An 18,636-nucleotide genomic window follows, 5' to 3' on the forward strand; every position below is an offset into this window, starting at 1 on the left:
AGCGCAGCTTCGATGCGGCCTCGACATGCCGCCTTCGTCTGGACAACCCGCCGTCACCCGGCGGGAATGCATGCTCGTGCTCGACGCGCTCGCCGGTGAGTTCGATTCACTGTTCGAACACAGATAGGGACAGGAAAATTGGCAAAAGCCAACCGTAGCCGGACCAGGGCTTTCGCGTATATGCGGTTGTCGGTCGATAAGGAGGGCGGCGCACCTCAGAGCATTGATGCCCAGCGCAGTGCCATTCTCGCCTATGCGGCCAAGCATGACATTATGATCGTCGAGGAGTTTGCCGACGCCGGCTTCAGCGGTCAAACCGATAAGCGACCCGAGTTTCAGCGGCTGGTGCAGAGGGCCACCGCGCCCGATCATCCGGTCGATCTGGTCCTGATGTTCATGTTTAGCCGTATGGCCAGAAACATGCGGTTGTTCTTCGACGTGGTGGGCAAACTGGACGACGCAGGCGTTGAGGTTCGGTCGATCACCGAGGACTTCGGCCAGGGCCGTGGCCAGCGGATCGGCCGGACGATCACGGCGATGATGAACGAGGAGCAGGCGCGCGATGCGGCGATCCTCACCCGGAAGAGCCGCAGGGAGAATGCACGGCAGGGCTTCTACAATGGCGGCCCGGTGCCGTTTGGCTACCAAACCTATGTCGCCCGGCAGGACGGGGAGAAGGAACGGCGAAAGCTGGAGATCGTCGAAGCCGAAGCGGCGATCGTACGCCAGATTTTCAATTGGGCTGACGTTGGCCGTGGAGGGCGCTGGATCGTCAAACAGTTGAACGAAGCGGGGCGAACCCTCCGTGGTGCAAGGTTCGCCAACAGCAACGTCGCCGGCATTCTGGCTCGCGAGGTCTATACCGGCGTCTATCACGATCGTACCGCCGACGACGATGGTGTTACCCCGGATATGGAAGACGCCATCGCGGTTACCTGTCTGTCGATCATTGCTCGAGATCAGTTCGATCGCGTGGCAGCCATGCGGGCGACGCGCAATCCCAAGCGAATGGCACCGCATGTCGCTGCCGGCACCACGCTACTCACCGGAGTCGCCCGCTGCGGCATGCCCGGCTGTTCGAGCGGCATGACGATCCGCACGGGGAAAGGTGGTCGCTATACCTACTATGTCTGCAACGACAAAGTGAACCGTGGCGGGACCTGCACCTGTCCAAGCATCCGGCGCGAGAGGCTGGATAGCTTGGTTCTGGATGCGATCGAAGCAAAGCTGCTGGCGCGTGATCGGTTGCGTACATTGCTCGCTGGCGTTCTCGATGTTTCCCAAAGCAGGCAGGCGGAACGTGAGGCGGACCTCACTCGCAGCAGATCGGAGCGGACGCGGCTCAACACTGCGATCAGCAATCTGCTGATTCTGATTGAAGAAGGGACGATGAGCGCGCGAGATCCCGCATTTGTCGATCGCATGGCGGCGAACCGAGCGGCACTGGCGGCGGTATCAAGCCGGATCGATGTGCTGGAAGCGCAACTGGCGAAGGGCAAGCGCAGAATCGACGAGCAAACGATCGACCGTTTCGGCGACATGCTTCGCAAGAAAATGCGAAGCGACGACAGCACGCTCCGTTCGTCCTACCTCAAAATGTTCGTCTCGAACGTCAGCGTGTCGGATCACGAGATCGTGATCTCGGGCCCCATGTCTAGCTTGGAAAATGGGGTCTCGGTCGGACTTCCCGTCAAAGAGGGCGCGGTGCCCATCTTTGACCGGGAGTGGTGCCGCTTACAGGACTCGAACCTGTGACCCCCGCATTACGAATGCGATGCTCTACCAGCTGAGCTAAAGCGGCCCTTCATCGGTCGAACCGGCTGGTATCCGGTCGAGGTGGCGGCGCTTAACAGGTCTGTTGGGGGCTGGCAAGCGGCTTTGGCATCTTTACATGTCGTTAACGATAACGGCGCCATGACTGGACCGGATAGCGAGGATGACAGTCATGACCACCGGGCCGGATCTGAACGAGGCTCTCCCCGTCGACGCGAGCGGGGTGGGAGAGGCTGACGACGTGCTGTTCGCGCTGGGCGGGGTGGAGCGGCGGTTGCATGCGCGCGCCTATCACCATTGGGCCTCGCTGCTGGGCGATGCGCCCTATCCGCCGATCGCCGCGCTCGATCCCGAGGCGATCGCCGATTTCGCCAGCAATTCGGTGCTGCTGGATTTTCGGGGGCGGTCGGGCGATCCGGCGATCGCCTATATCGGCCAGGCCCTGCGCGGGGAGGGCGATCTGGACGGGCGGCCCGGAACGCTTGCCGATCTGCCGCAGGGCTCGCTCCTCGCGCGGATGGTCGGGCATTATAGCCAGATCCTGAGCGACAAGGCGCCCGCCGGGTTCGAGGCGGAGTTCGTCAACGCGCGCGGCCGCACCACGCTGTACCGTGCGATCCTGCTGCCTTATTCGTCCGATGGCCGGACGATCGACTTCATCCACGGCGTCGTCAGCTGGAAGGAGCTGGCCGATCCGTTGTTGCAGGCGACGCTCGATTCCGCGCTGCTCGATTCGATGGCGCAGGCGGAGCCGCCAGCGACGGGCGGGACATTGTGGGACGAGGCGCCCGAGCCGTCCGTGCGTCGCGCGCGCGCCGATCCCGCGCCGCTCGGCCATGTCGCGTTCGATACCGGCGCGGCGGTCCGAAGCCCGGTCGTCCTGGTCGGGCGGGTGACGCAGGGCGGCCGGATCGCCGTCCTGGGATCGGTCGTCGATGACGAGCGGCTGGCCGACAGGGTATTGCGCGCCTCGCAATGAAAATTGCGCTGCGGCGCAACATCTTTTCTCTGTCGGCAAAGGGTTGAGCGGCGCGAAGCCCAAGCCTAGGACTTGCACCCATGGCACCGAATATGTCGCATCCGATGGCCGACGCGATTGCCGCACGGCTGACCCAGGGCGCCCTTCCGGCGGAATTGCAGGGGTTCGGCCCCGCGGAGGTGGCTGCCGCGGCGGCCTTCGTCGCGGGCGTGGCCCAGCAGCGGTCGCCGGGCGAGCCGTCGATCGCGCTGGAGCCGATGTCGGGCGACGACACGCATCGCCGGATGCGGCTGGCCATCGTCAATGACGACATGCCCTTCCTGGTCGATTCGATCGCGGCGATGGTCGGTGCGGACGGGATCGCTATCGACCGGGTGATCCACCCCGTCCTGCCCGTGACCCGTGATGCGGAGGGCGAGCTTCAGGCGATCGGCACCGGCAGCCGGTCCGAATCCTTCATCTATCTGGAAATGGAACGCGCCGATGCGCGCGACCGGCGCGGGCTGGTCGACGATCTGCGCGCCGTGCTGGCCGATGTCCGCGCCGCCGTGGCCGACTGGTCGGGGTTGCAGGACGCGCTGGCCGCCGATGCGACCACGCTGGGCGAGAAGAATGGCGAGGGGGCCGCGCTGCTGCTGTGGTTCCTCGGCGGCAAGCTGACGCTGCTGGGCCATGAGAAATGGTTCGAGGATGGCCGTGACGCACCCGCGCTGGGTGTGGCGCGGACGCCGCACAAGGTGCCGCTGCTCGCCGACACCTCGCGTCAGCGGGCACTGGACTATTTCGCACAAGGTGGGGCGGCGCCATTGCTGCTCAAGTCCAACGCGATCTCGACCGTGCATCGCTCGGTACCGCTCGACCTGGTGCTGGTGCCGGTGATGGAGGAGGGCCGCGTCGTCGGCCTGTCGATCCATGCGGGTCTGTGGACCAGCGCCGCGCTGGCCAGTCCGCCGCACGAGGTGCCGGTGCTGCGCACGCGGCTCGCCGCGCTCCAGGCCAAGTTCGGCTTCGACCCGCGCGGTCATACCGGCAAGGCGCTGACCCATGCGCTGACCGCGTTGCCGCATGATCTGGTCACGGCCTTCCCGGCCGAGGCGCTGGAGCAGCTGGCGCTGACCGCCATGTCGCTGGCCGACCGGCCGCGGCCCGAGCTGGTGCTGATCCGCTCGGTGTTGCAGCGGCATCTGTTCGCCTTTGTCTGGCTGCCGCGCGACGAGCTGACCACCGCGCGGCGCGTCGCGATCGGCGACATGCTGGGCGAGGCGGCCAATGGCTCGCTGCTCAACTGGTCGATCGCGCTGGAGGACGGCGTCGTCGCGCTGATCCGCTATACGATCGACCTGCGCCAGGACGGTCGCCTGCCCGACACGGCGGCGCTGTCCGAGCGGCTGCGCAAGATGGTGCGCGGCTGGATGCCCGATGTCGAGGCGGCGCTGGCCGAGCAGGTGCCCGCCCCGCGCGCGGCGCGCCTCGCCCTGCGCTGGGCCAATGGCTTTCCGACCAATTACCGCAATGTCAGCGACGCGGCCGAAGCCGCCGCCGACATTCTGCGTCTCGCGTCGCTGGAGAATGAGGGCAGCCGCTCGGTGCGCCTGTTCCCGGTCCAGCCGGGGCAGGATCGCCAGCTGAAGATCTACAAGCTGAACGGCGCGCTGCCCTTGTCGGACGCGGTGCCGGTGCTGGAGAATTTCGGCTTCCGCGTGATCGGCGAGCTGCCGACCCGGTTGCGCGACGATGCCGATCCCTTCGTCCACGACTTCATCGTCGAGACCGAGGCGACCACCGAGCCCAAGGGCGCGGCGGTGCTGGAGGGCGCGATTGCCGCCGTGCTGGAAGGCAAGGCGGAGAATGACGCGTTCAATCGGCTGATCGTCGATGTGGGGCTGAGCCCGCAGGCGGTGGTGCTGTTCCGCGCCTGGTTCCGCTATCTGCGCCAGGCGGGGTTGCCCTACGGCCTGACCACCGTGGTCGACGCGCTGCGCCGGGCGCCGAAACTGGCGACCGCGCTGATCGAGCGCTTCACGGCTGCGCATGATCCGAAGGCGACCGGCGACCTCGCCGCCGCCGATGCCGCGATCGCGGCGGGCCTCGATGCCGTGTCGGCGATCGACGACGACCGTATCCTGCGCAGCTTCCGCGACATGATCGCGGCGACCCTGCGCACCAATGCCTTTGCCGAGGCGGGCAAGGAAGCGCTGGCGTTCAAGCTGGACAGCCACAGGATTCCGGGGCTCCCGGCGCCGCTGCCCTGGCGCGAGGTGTGGGTCTATAGCCCCCGCGTCGAGGGTATCCATCTGCGGGCCGGACCCGTCGCGCGCGGCGGGCTGCGCTGGTCGGATCGCCGCGACGACTTCCGCACCGAGATTCTGGGGCTGATGAAGGCGCAGCGGGTGAAGAACGCGGTCATCGTGCCCACGGGCGCGAAGGGCGGTTTCTACCCCAAGCAACTCCCGTCGCCGGTCACCGACCGCGACGGCTGGGCGGCCGAGGGCAAGGAAAGCTACCGCGTGTTCATCCGCGCGCTGCTGTCGATTACCGACAATATCGTCGAGGGCGCGGTGGTGCACCCGGCGGGCGTGCGCGTGCTGGACGGCGAGGACCCCTATTTCGTCGTCGCCGCCGACAAGGGCACCGCGACCTTCTCCGACGTGGCCAATGCGCTGGCGATGGAGCGCGGCTTCTGGCTGGGCGACGCCTTCGCCTCCGGGGGCAGCCAGGGTTACGACCACAAGGCGATGGGCATCACCGCCAAGGGCGCCTGGGTCTCGGTCCAGCGCCACTTCGCCGAGCGGGGCGTGGACGTGCAGAGCCAGCCCATCCGCGTCGTCGGCTGCGGCGACATGTCGGGCGACGTGTTCGGCAACGGGATGCTGTTGTCCAAGGCGATCAAGCTGGTCGCGGCGTTCGACCATCGCCACATCTTCCTCGACCCCGATCCCGATCCCGCGACGAGCTGGGACGAACGCGCGCGCATGTTCGCGCTGCCCCGGTCGAGCTGGGCGGATTACGACACCGGCCTGATCTCGCCCGGAGGCGGCGTCTTCCCGCGGTCTGCCAAGACCATCGCGTTGTCGGACGAAGTCCGCGAGGCTTTGGGCATCACCGCGACGTCGCTGGAACCGGCGGCGCTGATCTCGGCGATCCTCAAGGCCCCGGCCGACCTGCTCTGGTTCGGCGGCATCGGGACGTACATCAAGGCGGCGGCGGAGAATAACGTCCAGGTCGGCGATCCGGCCAACGATCGGCTGCGCGTCGATGCCGAGGATCTGCGCGTCACCGCCATCGGCGAGGGCGCCAATCTGGGCGTCACGCAAGCCGCGCGTATCGCCTTTGCCGAGCGGGGCGGGCGGATCAACACCGACTTCATCGACAATTCGGCGGGCGTCGACTGCTCGGATAACGAGGTCAACATCAAGATCGCACTCAACCGCGAGATGATCGAGGGCCGTCTGGCGGAGGACGACCGCAACAGGTTGCTCGCCGCGATGACCGATGACGTGGCGCATATCGTGCTGGAGGATAACCGGCTCCAGACGCTCGGCCTGTCGATCGCCGAGGCGGACGGGGCGGGCGCGATGCCCAGCTATGTCCGCGTCATCGAGATCTTCGAGAGTGCCGGACGGCTCGACCGCGCGGTCGAGGGGTTGGGTAGCAACGACGTGCTGCTGCGGCGCGGGCAGGACGGGATTCCCCTGACCCGGCCCGAACTGGCGGTGCTGCTGGCGACGGCGAAGCTGACGCTGCAGGACGCGATCGAGACCAGCCCGCTGGCGCTGGACGACGAACTGCGCCCCGATCTGCATGCGGCCTTCCCGCCTGCGATGCGGGAAGCGTTCGGCGAGGCGATCGACCAGCATCGCCTGCGCGGCGAGATCGTGGCGACCAAGCTCGCCAACCGAATCGTCAACCGTATGGGCATCCTCCACCCCTTCGAACTGGCGGAGGAGGAAGGCGCGGCGATGGCCGACATCGCGGCGATGTTCGTCGTCGTCGAGCGGCTGTTCGATCTGCCTTCCTTGTGGACCGCGATCGAGACGGCGGCGATGCCCGAAGCCGCCCGCATCGCGCTGTTCGACGAGGTGGCGCGGGCGACCCGGTCGCAGATCGCCGACCTGTTGCGCGCGATGCCGGCGGGTACGGCGCCGGGCGCGGCGCTGGAGCGGTTGCAGCCGGGAATCGAACGGCTGGCGGCCGAAACGCCCGCTTTGCTACGCGACGAGGCCAAGGCGCAGAGCGCGCGGGTCGTCGCCGTGCTCGAAGAGGCGGGGGCTCCGGCCGAACTCGCGGCGCGGGTGGTGCGGGTGTCCGAACTCGACGGTGCGGTGGGGCTGGCCGATCTGGGTCAGCGGCTGTCGCTGGACGAGACGCGGTTGACCCATGCCTTTACCCGTCTGGGCCAAGCGCTGGGCCTCGACTGGGCACAGGGGCAGGCGGCGCGGATCAACCCCAGCGATCCGTGGGAGCGCCTGCTGATCGCAGGGCTGGCGCGCGATTTCCAGCAGCAGCGGCTGGACTTCCTGGGTCGGGCGGGTGCGACCGACCCCGAAGCCGCGGTCGAGGCCTGGCTGGAGCGCAATGCGGCGCGGGTCGGCCAGTTCAAGGCGGTGATTGACCGGGCCCGCTTGGCGGCCCAACCCAACGCCGCGATGCTGGCCCAGATCGCGGGCCAGGCGCGGGTCCTGCTCGGTCGGTAAGGGGAGGGAAATACCTGTTCCCCGGCGGAGGCCGGGGCCCAGTTCCTTTGCCGTGTGAGGCGCGCAAAACGCCGCGTGGGAGGCCTCTCCCGCGCGGCGTTTTCGTTCACGCGAAGCCGCGAAGACGCGAAGAAGGTTGGTTCGCGCGGAGACGCGGAGGCGCGGAGACGCGGAGTAGAAGTTTTATTCGCAGAGGCGCGGAGGACGCAGAGAGGCTTGGAGCAGGATGACATTGACTTGAATCGGGGTAAGCCCCTCCCCTTCAGGGGAGGGGTTGGGGTGGGGCCTCGCCACAGGCCGCACGTTGGCGGAAGCGCCCCACCCCGCGCCCCTCCCCTGAAGGGGAGGGGTGAGTTCATCTCATGTCGTCCTGCTATAAAGCCGCGCGCAGCGCCCTCTATTCGTCAGCGTCAGATATAAAAGGGCCGCTGGCGCGGCGGGCGAGACACCTCCGCGTCTCCGCGCCTCCGCGCGAACCAACCTTCTTCTTCTTCGCGCCTTCGCGGCTTCGCGCGAAAAAATCAGATCGCCGCGCACTTCTCCAGCAACCAGTCGCGATCCGCCCCCTCCAGCTCCGGCGCCAGCACCTCCGCCACCCGCGCATGATACGCGTTGAGCCACTCCCGCTCCTGCGACGTCAGCAGGTCCGCCACGATCAGCGTCCGCTCGATCGGGCACAGGGTGAGCGTCTCGAACCCCAGCATCTCGCGGTCCGCGCCCGCAATCTCGCGCGGTTCGACCAACACCAGATTCTCGATGCGGATGCCATATTCGCCCGCCTTGTAATAACCCGGCTCGTTGGACAGCATCATGCCCGCGCGCAGCGGCTCCATCGCGGCACCGCCGGGATAGTTGGGCGCGGCGATACGCTGCGGCCCCTCATGCACGGACAGGTATGCGCCGACGCCGTGCCCGGTGCCATGCGCATAATCCAGACCGACCTCCCAGAGCGGCCGCCGCGCCAGCGAGTCGAGGTGCCCGCCCAGCGTCCCGTCAGGAAACACCGCCGTCGCCAGCCCGATATGCCCCTTCAGCACGCGGGTGAAGCGGTCGCGCATCTCGTCCGTGGGCGCACCGATCGGCATGACGCGGGTGATGTCGGTGGTGCCGTCCTGATACTGTCCGCCGGAGTCGATCAGGAAGAGCTGGCCCAGCTCGATCGCTGCATTCGATTCCTCGGTGACATGGTAATGCGGACTCGCACCATGCGCGCCGGTCGCCGAGATGGTCGAGAAGCTGGTGTCCTTGAGCAGCCCCGTCGCCTCGCGGAACGCCAGCAGTTGCGCGGCGGCGGACAGTTCGGTCTGCCCGCCCTTGGAGCATTCGCTCTCGACCCAGCGCAGGAACCGCACCATCGCCGCGCCGTCCCGGACCGAGGCGGCACGGTGCCCGGCGACCTCGGCGGGGTTCTTGATCGCCTTGGTCAGCACGACGGGATCGCGAAGCGCCAGCACCTTGGCCCCGCCCGCCTCCAGCGCCTGCGCAATCGCCGCCACCGCGCGTTCGGGATCGGCGACGACGCGCTTGCCCGCAAAGCCGGTCAGATAGCCCTCGAACGCCGCGCGGTCGTGCAGCCGCACCGCATTGCCCAGATGCGCGCGAACCTCGGGCGTGATCTTGTCCGGCGCGACGAACAGGTCGGTCTCGCCATCCGCATGGACGATCGCATAGGACAAGGCGACCGGCGTATGCGCGACGTCCGTGCCGCGCACGTTGAGCGTCCAGGCGATCGAGTCCAGCGCCGACAGCACCACCGCATCGGCGCGCTGCTCGGCCAGCCATTCGCCGATCCGCGCGCGCTTGGCCGCCGCGCTCTCGCCCGCCACCGCATCGTCCTGCACCGTCATCGCGGCGGGCGAAGGGGCGGGGCGGTCGGTCCAGATCGCGTCAATCGGATTGGTGCCGACCGCGACCAGTTCGGCGTCGCGGTCGGCCAGCGCGGCGGTCATGTCGGCGACCTGCTGGCGGGTGTGCAACCACGGGTCATAGCCGATCCGCTGCCCCGCCGCCGTCTCGCGCCCCAGCCATCCCGCCACGCTGTCCTGGGGCACCGGGATATAGGCATAGTCGTCGCCCGACACCTGCTCGCGCACCTGGAGCGTATAGCGCCCATCGGTGAAGATCGCCGCCTTGTCCGCCAGCACCACCGCGCTGCCCGCCGAACCGCCGAACCCGGTCAGCCAGCCCAGCCGCTGCGCATAGTCGCCGACATATTCGCTCATATGCTCGTCGGTCAGCGGGACGACGAAACCGTCAAGGCCAAGGGATGCCAGTTCGGCACGAAGGGCGGCAAGACGGGCGGAATGGGACATGGGAAGCGGCCTGACAGCAATGGGAAACGGGGCCGGTCTAGCCCTCCGCCCGTACAGCGTCGAGCCTCTCGGGGGCTTGAGGAATTTGTCAGACGATATACGATCCGCCGCGAATGGCATTTGGGAGGATCGGATGATGATCGACCGGCGGGGCATCCTGGTGGGGGCGGGCGCGGCGGCGCTGATCGGGGGCGGTGGCGCGCGGGCGGCCGGGCTGGACGCCTTCCGCCCCGGAGAGGTGTGGAACGACACGAAAGGGGTGGCGATCAACGCCCATGGCGGCGGGCTGTTGCGGCACGGCGGACGTTGGTGGTGGCATGGCGAGCACAAGACCGAGGGCGAAGGGGGGAATACCGCGCTGGTCGGCGTCCATGCCTATAGCTCGACCGATCTGGTGAACTGGCGCGACGAAGGGGTCGCGCTGTCCGTGTCCGACGATCCCGCCAGCCCGATCGCGCGCGGCTGTATCCTGGAACGGCCCAAGGTCGTCTATAATCCGCGCACCCGAAAATTCGTGATGTGGTTCCATCTGGAACTCAAGGGGCGGGGATATGGCGCCGCGCAGGCGGGCGTCGCCGTGGCTGACCGGCCGCAGGGGCCGTTCCGCTTCCTGCACGCGGGCCGGGTCAATCCCGGCATCTGGCCCGCCAACGCGACGGCCGAGGACAAGGCGCCCGGCACGATTCTGGCGCGCGACTTTCCTGGCGGGCAGATGGCGCGCGACATGACCATCTTCGTCGACGGCGGCACCGCGTGGCACATCTATGCCTCGGAAGAGAATGCGACGCTGCAGATCGCGCGGCTGGCGCCCGACTGGACCCGGCATGACGGCTATTATGTCCGCGCGCTGCCCGATGGCGGGAACGAGGCGCCCGCGCTCTTCAAGGCCAAGGGGCGCTATTACATGTTCGCCTCGGGCCTGACCGGGTGGCGGCCCAATCCGGGGCGGGTCTATGTCGCGGACGCGGTCACGGGGCCGTGGCGCTCGCTGGGCAATCCGGTGCGCGGCAGCGAGGTCGACCGGAAGACGACCTTCCACTCGCAATCGACCTTCGTCCTGCCCCTGCCGCCCGAGCGGCCGGGGGGCGAGCCGCGCTTCATCTTCATGGCGGATCGCTGGCGGCCGGAAAATGCGATCGACGGGCGCTATATCTGGCTGCCGGTGGAATGGGAGGGCGAGACGCCGGTCCTGCACTGGCGGGATCGCTGGACGCTGGCGGATGGGTGGAAGGCCAGGTAACCCCGCCCGCCGTTCAGCCTGAGCGAAGTCGAAGGCCACGGGATTCCCTTCGTGGCCGCGCGGAACATACGCTTCGACTTCGCTCAGCGTGAACGGCTGTTGGGGAGGCACGTGGCGAGGGGATGGCGGGGCATGAGAAATAGCGGACCCGCCGCCTCTTCCGGCAGACCCCAACCCTAGCTACATCCGGGGGATGACCGAACCCGTTGCGCTGACTCCGCCCGTTGCCGAAACCCGTGCCCACAGCTTCACCGCGCATGGCATCACCATCGAAGATCCCTATGCCTGGCTGAAGGACCCCGCCTACCCGGAGGTCACCGACAAGGACGTCCTGTCCTATGTCGAGGCGGAGAACGCCTATTTCGAGGCGGTCATGGCCCCGCGCCAGCCGCTGATCGACCGGCTGTACGAAGAGATGAAGGGGCGGATCAAGGAGGACGAATCCTCCGTGCCGCAAAAGGACGGCGACTGGCTCTACTGGACCGCGTTCGAGACGGGCGGGCAATATCGCAAATGGTGGCGCAAGCCGGTCGCGGGCGGTCCCGACGAGCTGCTGCTCGACGAACCGGCGCTGGCCGAGGGCAAGGAATATTTCCGGCTGGGCGCCTTCTCGATCAGCAACAATGGCCGCTACCTCGCCTATGCGATCGACGACAATGGCTCCGAACGGTTCGAGGTGCGGATCAAGGACCTGACCACCGGCGAACACCTGCCAGAAGTCATTCCCGGCATGTTGTCGGAGATCGTCTGGACCAAGGACGATAGCGGGTTCCTCTACGGCGTGGCCAATGCCCAGTGGCGGACCGACAATGCGCGCTTCCATCGGCTGGGTACGGATGTCGCGGACGATGTCGAGCTGTTCCACGAGGATGACGAGGGCTACCGCGTCGCCGTCGCCGAGACCTCCGCGCGCAACTGGATCGTGATCGCGACCGGCGACCATGTCACCAGCGAGGTGCGGCTGGTCCCCTCCGATAACGTCTTCGCCGAACCGATCCTGGTCGCGCCCCGCAAGGAGGGCCGCGAATATGATGTGGACGAGCATGACGGCATGCTATTCATCCACACCAATGACGTGGACCCGCAATTCCGCCTCTGCACCGCCTCGATCGAGGCACCCGGCGACTGGCACGAGCTGATCGGGCCGAACCCGCATTTCTACATGACCGGGGTCGAGTGCTATAAGGACTTCTTCGTGGTCGAGGGGCGCGAGGACGGTTTGGACCGGATCGCCATCCACCGCTACGACGCGCCGACCGTGCCACAGCGGATCGAATTCCCCGAGGCGAGCTACACGGCGGGCCTGGGCGACAATCCCGAGTATGACGTGTCGGTGCTGCGCCTGGGCTATGAATCGATGGTCACGCCGGGCACCGTCTATGATTACGACGTGGCGACCGGCGAGCTGACCGTGCTGAAGGTCCAGGAGATTCCCTCGGGCTATGACGCGGACAAGTACCGGACCGAGCGGCTGAAGATTGCCGCGCGCGACGGGACGATGGTGCCGGTGTCGATCGTCTATCCGAAGGATTTCCCGCGCGACGGGTCGGGCAAGCTGTTCCTCTATGCGTACGGCGCCTACGGCTATGCCATCCCGCCGGGCTTCTCCACGGGCCGCATGAGCCTGCTCGACCGCGGCTTCGCCTATGCCATCGCGCATATTCGTGGCGGCGACGATCTCGGCCAGCAATGGTATCTGGACGGCAAGCTGGAGAAGCGCACCAACACCTTCCACGATTTCGTCGACGTGGCGAAGGGGCTGATCGCGGGCGGCTGGACCAGCCAGGGGCAGATCGCGATTGCGGGCCGCTCGGCGGGCGGTGAGCTGATGGGCGCGGTGGTCAATTCCGACCCCGAACTCTGGGGCGCGGTGATCGCCGACGTGCCCTTTGTCGACGTGCTCAACACGATGATGGACGCCGAATTGCCGCTGACGCCGGGCGAATGGCCCGAATGGGGCAATCCGATCGAGGACAAGGCGGCGTTCGAGCTGATCCGCAGCTATAGCCCCTATGACAATGTCCGGGCCCAGGCCTATCCGCCGATGTTCATCTCGGGCGGGCTGAACGATCCGCGCGTCACCTATTGGGAGCCCGCGAAGTGGGCCGCCAAGCTTCGTGCGACCAAGACCGACACCAACCTGTTGCTGCTCAAGACCAATATGGGCGCCGGGCATGGCGGCAAGTCGGGCCGGTTCGAGTCCTTGCGCGAAGGCGCGGAGGAACATGCCTTCGTCCTGTGGCAGATGGGAGTGGAGTCCTGAGCATCGAGGCGATCGTCGCGCGCTACGGCGTGGCGGCGATCGCGCTGGGCGCGGGGCTGGAGGGGGAGACGGCGGTCGTCACCGGCGGCATCCTGGCGCATCAGGGGCTGGTCGGCTGGCCCGCCGCGCTGATCGCCGCGGCGATCGGATCGTTCCTGGCGGATCAGATCTTCTTCACCGTCGGTCGCCGGTCGCGGGACGGGCGCTGGGTCGGCAAGTTGAAGAAGCGCCGGGTTTATGCCCGCGTGACCCGGTTGATGGAGCGCTATCCGGTCGGCTTCATCTTCGCCTTCCGCTTTCTCTACGGCCTGCGCACCATCAGCCCGGTCGCGATCGGGACCAGCCAGGTGTCGACCCGGCTGTTCGTCGCGGTCAACGCCGCATCCGCCGCATGCTGGGCTTCGATCTTCGTCGGCATCGGTTATCTGTTCGGCGAGGCGTTCCAGGAACTGGCGGCGCGCTATCGCCCCAGCCTGCGCCATATCCTGATGGCGGCGGCGCTGGTCATGGTCGCCGCCGCGATCGGCTGGGGCGTCCGCGCGCTGTGGCAAAGGTACAGGGACCCGAACGAACAGGCATGAGCCGCTTTTCGATCCAGATCACCGCAGGCCCCGACCATATCGACGAGCTGGGCCATGTGAACAACGCCGTCTGGGTCCGGTGGATTCAGGCGATCGCCACCGCCCATTGGGAAGCGGTCGCGCCGCCCGAACATGTCGCGGCGCATGTCTGGGTCGTGACGCGACACGAGATCGACTATCGCGGCAATGTCGTGGCGGGGCAGACGGTGACGGCGGAAACCTGGGTCCCCAATCCGCCCAAGGGCGCGCGGTTCGACCGGCATGTCCGCTTTCTGGATGCCGAGGGGCAGGTGAAGGTGGAGGCGGTGACGACCTGGGCGCTGCTCGACCGCGCCACCGGTCGGCTGCTGCGCGTCACGGCCGAGATCGCCGCGCCCTTCATGGTTTGACCGCAAGAAGCGGGACGCGCGGGGCGTGGGGATCGGCTAGGGTTGGCCCCATGTTGAGCGAATGCACCATGGCCTCGCCGGTCGGCGAACTGACCCTTGTCGCCAGCGAACACGGCCTGCGCGCTGTCCTGTGGGCCGAGGAGAGGGCGGGGCGGGTCCGGCTGCCCGAACGGCGCGACGATCCCGCCCACGCCGTGCTGGCCGAGGCGGTGCGCCAGTTGCGCGATTATTTTGAGGGACGGCGCCGCACCTTCGACCTGCCGCTCGATCCCGAGGGCACGGACTTCCAGAAAGCGGTGTGGACCGGCCTGAACGCCATCCCTTACGGCGAGACGCGCAGCTACGCCGCGCTGGCCGCCGCGATCGGGCGGCCGGGAGCCTCGCGCGCGGTGGGGGCGGCGAATGGCCGCAATCCGCTGTCGATCGTCACCCCCTGCCACCGGGTGATCGGCGCGAACGGCACGCTGACCGGCTTTGCGGGTGGGCTGGCGGTCAAGCAATGGCTGCTGGCGCACGAACGCGGCGAGCGACAACGCGCACTCGCCTGAGCGATCCACGACGGCCGCACCCGCCCGCGCGGCCGATCGAAGGGCTGCGGGCTTGGCCGGTCGAAGCCTGGGGGCGTATCCGTCCGCCCGCTTCCACCGGGAGAATCGGATATGCGATCGATGCTCTGGCCCGTAGCGGCCGCCCTGCTGACCGCCGCGAGCCCCGCGCCGACGCCGTGCTGCCGCAATCTGGGCGAGGTGCGGACCAATATCGACCGGATCGACGACCAGATCCTGCGCCTGATGGCCGAGCGGTCGCGCTATGTCGCGCAGGCCGGACGGTTCAAGACCTCCGCCGCGACGGTGCGCGATGAGGCGCGAATCCGCCAGATCCTGGCGCGCATCCGCGAAAAGGCCGCGCGGCAGGGGGTGAACCCCGATGTGGCGGAGGCGACCTTCCGCGCGATGGTCGAGGGCTTCACCGCCGAGGAAGCGCGGCAGGTCGGGCGCTGAATTCCTTCCCGGCGGATCGATATGAGCGATGCCTTCTTCCTCCCCTCTCCCCTGGACAGGGGAGAGGGTTAGCGAAGCTTGCCAGCCTGCTGGCTAGCGCAGCTTGGGTGAGGGGTTGAGCGAGCCCAAGGCTCGCGCGCTGCGCGCATTCACCCCTCACCCAGCTCCGACTAAGCCTTTGCTTTCGCAAAGACCAAGTCTGCGCAACCCTCTCCCCTCTGCGAGGGGCGAGGGACGGAAAGGCACCGGGCCGTCAGTCCTCGTCCCACAGGATGGCGATCGGCGCGTCGATGCCCAGCACCGCATGGACCGGGCAGGCCGCCGCCGCCGCTTCCAGCCTTTTGCGCTGGGCCGGGTCATAGCGGCCCGGCACGCGCACCGTCACGGCCAGCGTCGCGATCCGGCGCGGGGCGTTGCCCATCTCCTTGGTGACGGTCGCCGTCGCGCCCGCCAGTTCCAGCCCGGCGACGCGCCCCGCCATCGCCATGATGCTCAGCACGCAACCGCCCAGCGACACCGACAAAAGGTCGCTCGGCGAAAAGCCCTCGCCGCTGCCGCCCAGTTCCTGCGAGGCGTTGGTGACCAGCACCGCGCCGGACTCGGGATGCTCGGTCCGGCAGCGCAGGCCGCCCTCGTACCGGACCACGAAATCGGTCACGCTCTTACCCGCTGTTGCGCAGCGCGGTGGCGATGCCGTTGATCGACAGCAGGATGCCCTCGCCGATGCGCGGATCGTCCTCGCCCGCGCGGTGGCGCTTCATCAGCTCGATCTGGAGCAGGTTCAGCGGCTCGATATAGGGCAGGCGCAGGCGGATCGACGCCTCCAGCGCCGGGTTGTCCGACAGCAGCCGCGTCTGCCCCGTCACGGTCAGCAGCCCGTCGCGCGCGCGGTGCCAGCCGTCATGGATGCGCCCGAAGATCGAATCCCGCAAGGCTTCGTCCTCGACCAGCCCGGCATAGCGGCGCGCGATGCCGATGTCCGACTTGGCGAGCACCATCTCCATATTCGCCAGCGTCGCGGCGAAGAACGGCCAGTTCTTGGCCATGTCGGCCAGCAGCGCCTTGTCCTCGAAATTGGCGATCGCGGTGCCGACGCCGAACCAGCCGGGCAGCATGACGCGCGCCTGCGCCCAGCTGAACACCCAGGGAATGGCGCGCAGGTCCTCGATCGCGTCGGACTTCTTGCGGCTGGCCGGGCGGCTGCCGATCTTCAGCCCGGCGATCTCGGCGATCGGGGTCATCTGGCGGAAGAAGGTGCGGAACCCCTCGGTCCCGTAGACGAGGCCGCGATAGGTGGTGAAGGCGGTCGCCGACAATTGCTCCATCGCGGCGGTGAAGCGCGCATTCTCGGCCGGGGAGAGATGTTCGGGTTCCAGGCTGGCGAGCAGGGTGGCCGAGGCCATGGCCTCGAGATTGGTCAGCGCGGAGTCGCGCGTGCCATATTTGCCCGCGATCACCTCTCCCTGTTCGGTGATGCGGATGCGGCCCTGCACCGTGCCGTGCGGTTGCGCGCGGATCGCGGCAAAGGCGCTGCCGCCGCCGCGCCCGACCGCGCCGCCGCGCCCGTGGAACAGCTGCATCTGCACCCCCGCCGCGTCGAACACCGGGCGGAACGCGCTCGACGCCTTGGACAGCGACCAGGTGGAGGTCAGGTAACCGCCATCCTTGTTCGAGTCCGAATAGCCGATCATCACCTCCTGATGCCCGCGCGCGCGGACGATGGCGGCGATCTCGGGCAGCGCGAAATAGGCGCGCATGATCTCGGGCCCCGCCTCCAGATCCTCGATCGTCTCGAACAGGGGGACCGCCATGATCGCGGCGGTGGCGGGCTCGCCGGGGCGGTAGAGGCCGAATTCCTTCAGCATCAGGTTGATCTCGAGCAGGTCGGACACCGACTTGCCCATCGAGACGATATAGTTGGTGATGCACTTGGGGCCGTACCGGGCATGCGCATCGGCGGCGGCCTGGACGATCGCCAGTTCGGAGCGCGTCTCGTCCGAATATTCGGCATAATGGCTGAACAGCGGCCGGGCATTAGCCAGTTCGCGGCGGAGCAGCGCGACGCGTGCCTCCTCGTCCAGCGCGAGATAATCCGCCTCGACGCCTGCGACCTTCAGCAGCTCGGCCACGACCCGTTCGTGCACCGCCGAATTCTGCCGCAGGTCGAGCGTGGCGAGGTGGAAGCCGAACGTCTCGACCGCGCGGATCAGCCGCCCGAGTGCGCCGCCGCTCGCCAGCGCGCCGTCGCCGCGCGCCGCCAGCCCGCGCGCGATCGCGACCAGATCGGTGCGCAGCGCCTTGGGATCGGGATAAGGTTCGCCGGTCAGGCGGCCGGGGCGCGGCGCGGGCTTGCCGGTCAGCGCCTGATGCGTCGCGGCGAGCCGCGCATAGATGCCCGACAGCGCGCGGCGATAGGGTTCGTCCGAGCGGCTGAGCGCCTCGTCGCCGCTCGCCTCGGCCAGCGCCAGCACCGCCTCGTCCACCTCGGCATGGCCGGTCGAGATCGACAGCTCGGCCCCCAGCGCGTGGATCGCGTCGCAATAATGGCCCAGCACCGCCTCGGCCGCGCGTGCCAGCGCGGTGGTCAGCGATTCAGCGGTGACGAAGGGATTGCCGTCGCGGTCGCCGCCGATCCACGATCCGGTGCGAAGGAAAGCGGGGACGCGCGTGCCGAACGCCTTGTCCCAGCGCTGATAGAGCGCGGGCAGCACCGGCAGGAAGACGTCGCGCAGATAGGACAGCGCGGTCTCCACCTCGTCGGTGACATAGAGCCGCTCGCGACGCAGCACGCGGGTCTGCCACAGGAGCGCGATCTGGCGGCCGATCGCGGCCTCGACATCGTCGCCGTCCGGGGTGACGTCGCGCCCGGCATCGCGCATCGCCAGCAGCTCGGCGATGCGGTTGCGGTGGTCGATCATGCTCTTGCGCCGCACCTCGGTCGGGTGCGCGGTCAGGACGGGGACGACCAGCGAACGGCCCAGCAACTCCATCGCGGCGTCGCGGTCGATGCCCTTGTCGGCCAGCGTCGCCAGCACCTCGGCAATGTCGGTGCCGGGCTCGCGCGCGATGCCTTGTCGGTCCTCGGCCAGATTGGCGAGCATCGAGAACAGCATGAAGCCGCGCACGAAATCCAGCGTCTCGTCGAGCGCGAGGCGTTCCAGCTGGAGGTCGACCGAGCCGTCCTCCCCCAGTCCCCGGTATCGATCGACCGAGGCGCGGCGAATCGCCTCGGTCGCCTCGAACAGCGCATCGCCGCCATAGCGACGGATCACGTCGCCCAGCTGCGCGCCCAGGAAACGGATATCGGGATTGTTCGCGATGGGAGGCAGTTTCGTCATGCGCGCATTGCTGCAACGCAATAGGGCGGGCGTCAACCGATTGCGGACCGCAATTTTGGTATAATA

12 protein-coding genes and 1 tRNA gene are annotated in these 18,636 nt (G+C 67.9%); 9 read left to right on the plus strand and 4 right to left on the minus strand.

Annotated elements, in window-relative coordinates; all coding sequences use genetic code 11:
- The first annotated feature begins 180 nt into the window (after positions 1-180).
- Positions 181-1,755 (plus strand): recombinase family protein, encoded by a 1,575-nt coding sequence (locus tag ABIC44_RS14380; protein ID WP_354296232.1) that lies wholly within the window; start codon positions 181-183, stop codon positions 1,753-1,755.
- Here the strand turns inward: ABIC44_RS14380 and ABIC44_RS14385 are convergent.
- A tRNA-Thr gene (locus ABIC44_RS14385) sits at positions 1,726-1,801 on the minus strand. The two genes, ABIC44_RS14380 and ABIC44_RS14385, sit on opposite strands and share 30 nt — an antisense overlap.
- Before the next feature lie 144 nt (positions 1,802-1,945).
- On the opposite strand from ABIC44_RS14385, the gene ABIC44_RS14390 reads away from it, so the two are divergent.
- Both ABIC44_RS14390 and ABIC44_RS14395 read left to right on the plus strand, forming a co-directional pair.
- Complete coding sequence (locus ABIC44_RS14390; protein WP_354296233.1) at positions 1,946-2,752, plus strand: PAS domain-containing protein; 807 nt, start codon at positions 1,946-1,948, stop codon at positions 2,750-2,752.
- Between the two features lie 92 nt (positions 2,753-2,844).
- Positions 2,845-7,446, plus strand: a complete 4,602-nt coding sequence (locus tag ABIC44_RS14395) for an NAD-glutamate dehydrogenase (protein ID WP_354296234.1) — start codon at positions 2,845-2,847, stop codon at positions 7,444-7,446.
- 521 nt (positions 7,447-7,967) lie between these two features.
- Here ABIC44_RS14395 and ABIC44_RS14400 read toward each other — a convergent pair.
- Entirely contained in the window at positions 7,968-9,758 is a 1,791-nt protein-coding gene (locus tag ABIC44_RS14400; protein WP_354296235.1) for an aminopeptidase P family protein, read from the minus strand.
- A gap of 133 nt (positions 9,759-9,891) precedes the next feature.
- On the opposite strand from ABIC44_RS14400, the gene ABIC44_RS14405 reads away from it, so the two are divergent.
- From ABIC44_RS14405 to ABIC44_RS14430, 6 genes are all read left to right on the plus strand, one after another.
- Positions 9,892-10,998: a glycoside hydrolase family 43 protein gene (locus ABIC44_RS14405; protein WP_354296236.1), complete on the plus strand. Its 1,107-nt coding sequence runs from the start codon at positions 9,892-9,894 to the stop codon at positions 10,996-10,998.
- Positions 10,999-11,191: 193 nt separating this feature from the next.
- Positions 11,192-13,261, plus strand: coding sequence for a S9 family peptidase (locus ABIC44_RS14410; RefSeq protein ID WP_354296237.1), 2,070 nt, complete (start codon positions 11,192-11,194; stop codon positions 13,259-13,261).
- Entirely contained in the window at positions 13,237-13,842 is a 606-nt protein-coding gene (locus tag ABIC44_RS14415) for a DedA family protein (protein ID WP_354296238.1), read from the plus strand. Before ABIC44_RS14410 ends, ABIC44_RS14415 begins: the two co-directional genes overlap by 25 nt.
- Positions 13,839-14,231, plus strand: a complete 393-nt coding sequence (locus tag ABIC44_RS14420) for an acyl-CoA thioesterase (RefSeq protein WP_354296240.1) — start codon at positions 13,839-13,841, stop codon at positions 14,229-14,231. Before ABIC44_RS14415 ends, ABIC44_RS14420 begins: the two co-directional genes overlap by 4 nt.
- 50 nt (positions 14,232-14,281) lie before the next feature.
- Positions 14,282-14,779, plus strand: a complete 498-nt coding sequence (locus ABIC44_RS14425; protein WP_354296241.1) for a methylated-DNA--[protein]-cysteine S-methyltransferase — start codon at positions 14,282-14,284, stop codon at positions 14,777-14,779.
- 120 nt (positions 14,780-14,899) lie between these two features.
- Positions 14,900-15,232: a chorismate mutase gene (locus ABIC44_RS14430; protein WP_307101227.1), complete on the plus strand. Its 333-nt coding sequence runs from the start codon at positions 14,900-14,902 to the stop codon at positions 15,230-15,232.
- Positions 15,233-15,485: 253 nt separating this feature from the next.
- Here ABIC44_RS14430 and ABIC44_RS14435 read toward each other — a convergent pair whose 3' ends face one another.
- Both ABIC44_RS14435 and ppc read right to left on the minus strand, forming a co-directional pair.
- Positions 15,486-15,890 carry an OsmC family protein gene (locus tag ABIC44_RS14435; RefSeq protein WP_354296242.1) on the minus strand — a complete coding sequence of 135 codons (405 nt, stop codon included), beginning with the start codon at positions 15,888-15,890 and terminating at the stop codon, positions 15,486-15,488.
- A gap of 4 nt (positions 15,891-15,894) precedes the next feature.
- A complete protein-coding gene (gene ppc / locus ABIC44_RS14440; protein ID WP_354296243.1) occupies positions 15,895-18,570 on the minus strand; it encodes a phosphoenolpyruvate carboxylase in 2,676 nt (891 codons plus the stop codon).
- Positions 18,571-18,636 lie beyond the last annotated feature (66 nt).

This window comes from Sphingomonas sp. 1185, from assembly GCF_040544655.1.
Lineage (GTDB): Bacteria > Pseudomonadota > Alphaproteobacteria > Sphingomonadales > Sphingomonadaceae > Sphingomonas.

Excerpts from the sequence above, each read along its gene's own strand:
- ABIC44_RS14390 (WP_354296233.1), top strand. The coding sequence starts at position 1,946 with ATGACCACCGGGCCGGATCTGAACGAGGCTCTCCCCGTCGACGCGAGC.
- ABIC44_RS14395 (WP_354296234.1), top strand. The coding sequence starts at position 2,845 with ATGTCGCATCCGATGGCCGACGCGATTGCCGCACGGCTGACCCAGGGC.
- ABIC44_RS14430 (WP_307101227.1), top strand. The coding sequence starts at position 14,900 with ATGCTCTGGCCCGTAGCGGCCGCCCTGCTGACCGCCGCGAGCCCCGCG.
- ABIC44_RS14400 (WP_354296235.1), bottom strand. The coding sequence starts at position 9,758 with ATGTCCCATTCCGCCCGTCTTGCCGCCCTTCGTGCCGAACTGGCATCC.
- ABIC44_RS14410 (WP_354296237.1), top strand. The coding sequence starts at position 11,192 with ATGACCGAACCCGTTGCGCTGACTCCGCCCGTTGCCGAAACCCGTGCC.
- ABIC44_RS14405 (WP_354296236.1), top strand. The coding sequence starts at position 9,892 with ATGATGATCGACCGGCGGGGCATCCTGGTGGGGGCGGGCGCGGCGGCG.
- ABIC44_RS14420 (WP_354296240.1), top strand. The coding sequence starts at position 13,839 with ATGAGCCGCTTTTCGATCCAGATCACCGCAGGCCCCGACCATATCGAC.
- ABIC44_RS14380 (WP_354296232.1), top strand. The coding sequence starts at position 181 with ATGCGGTTGTCGGTCGATAAGGAGGGCGGCGCACCTCAGAGCATTGAT.
- ppc (WP_354296243.1), bottom strand. The coding sequence starts at position 18,570 with ATGACGAAACTGCCTCCCATCGCGAACAATCCCGATATCCGTTTCCTG.
- ABIC44_RS14425 (WP_354296241.1), top strand. The coding sequence starts at position 14,282 with ATGTTGAGCGAATGCACCATGGCCTCGCCGGTCGGCGAACTGACCCTT.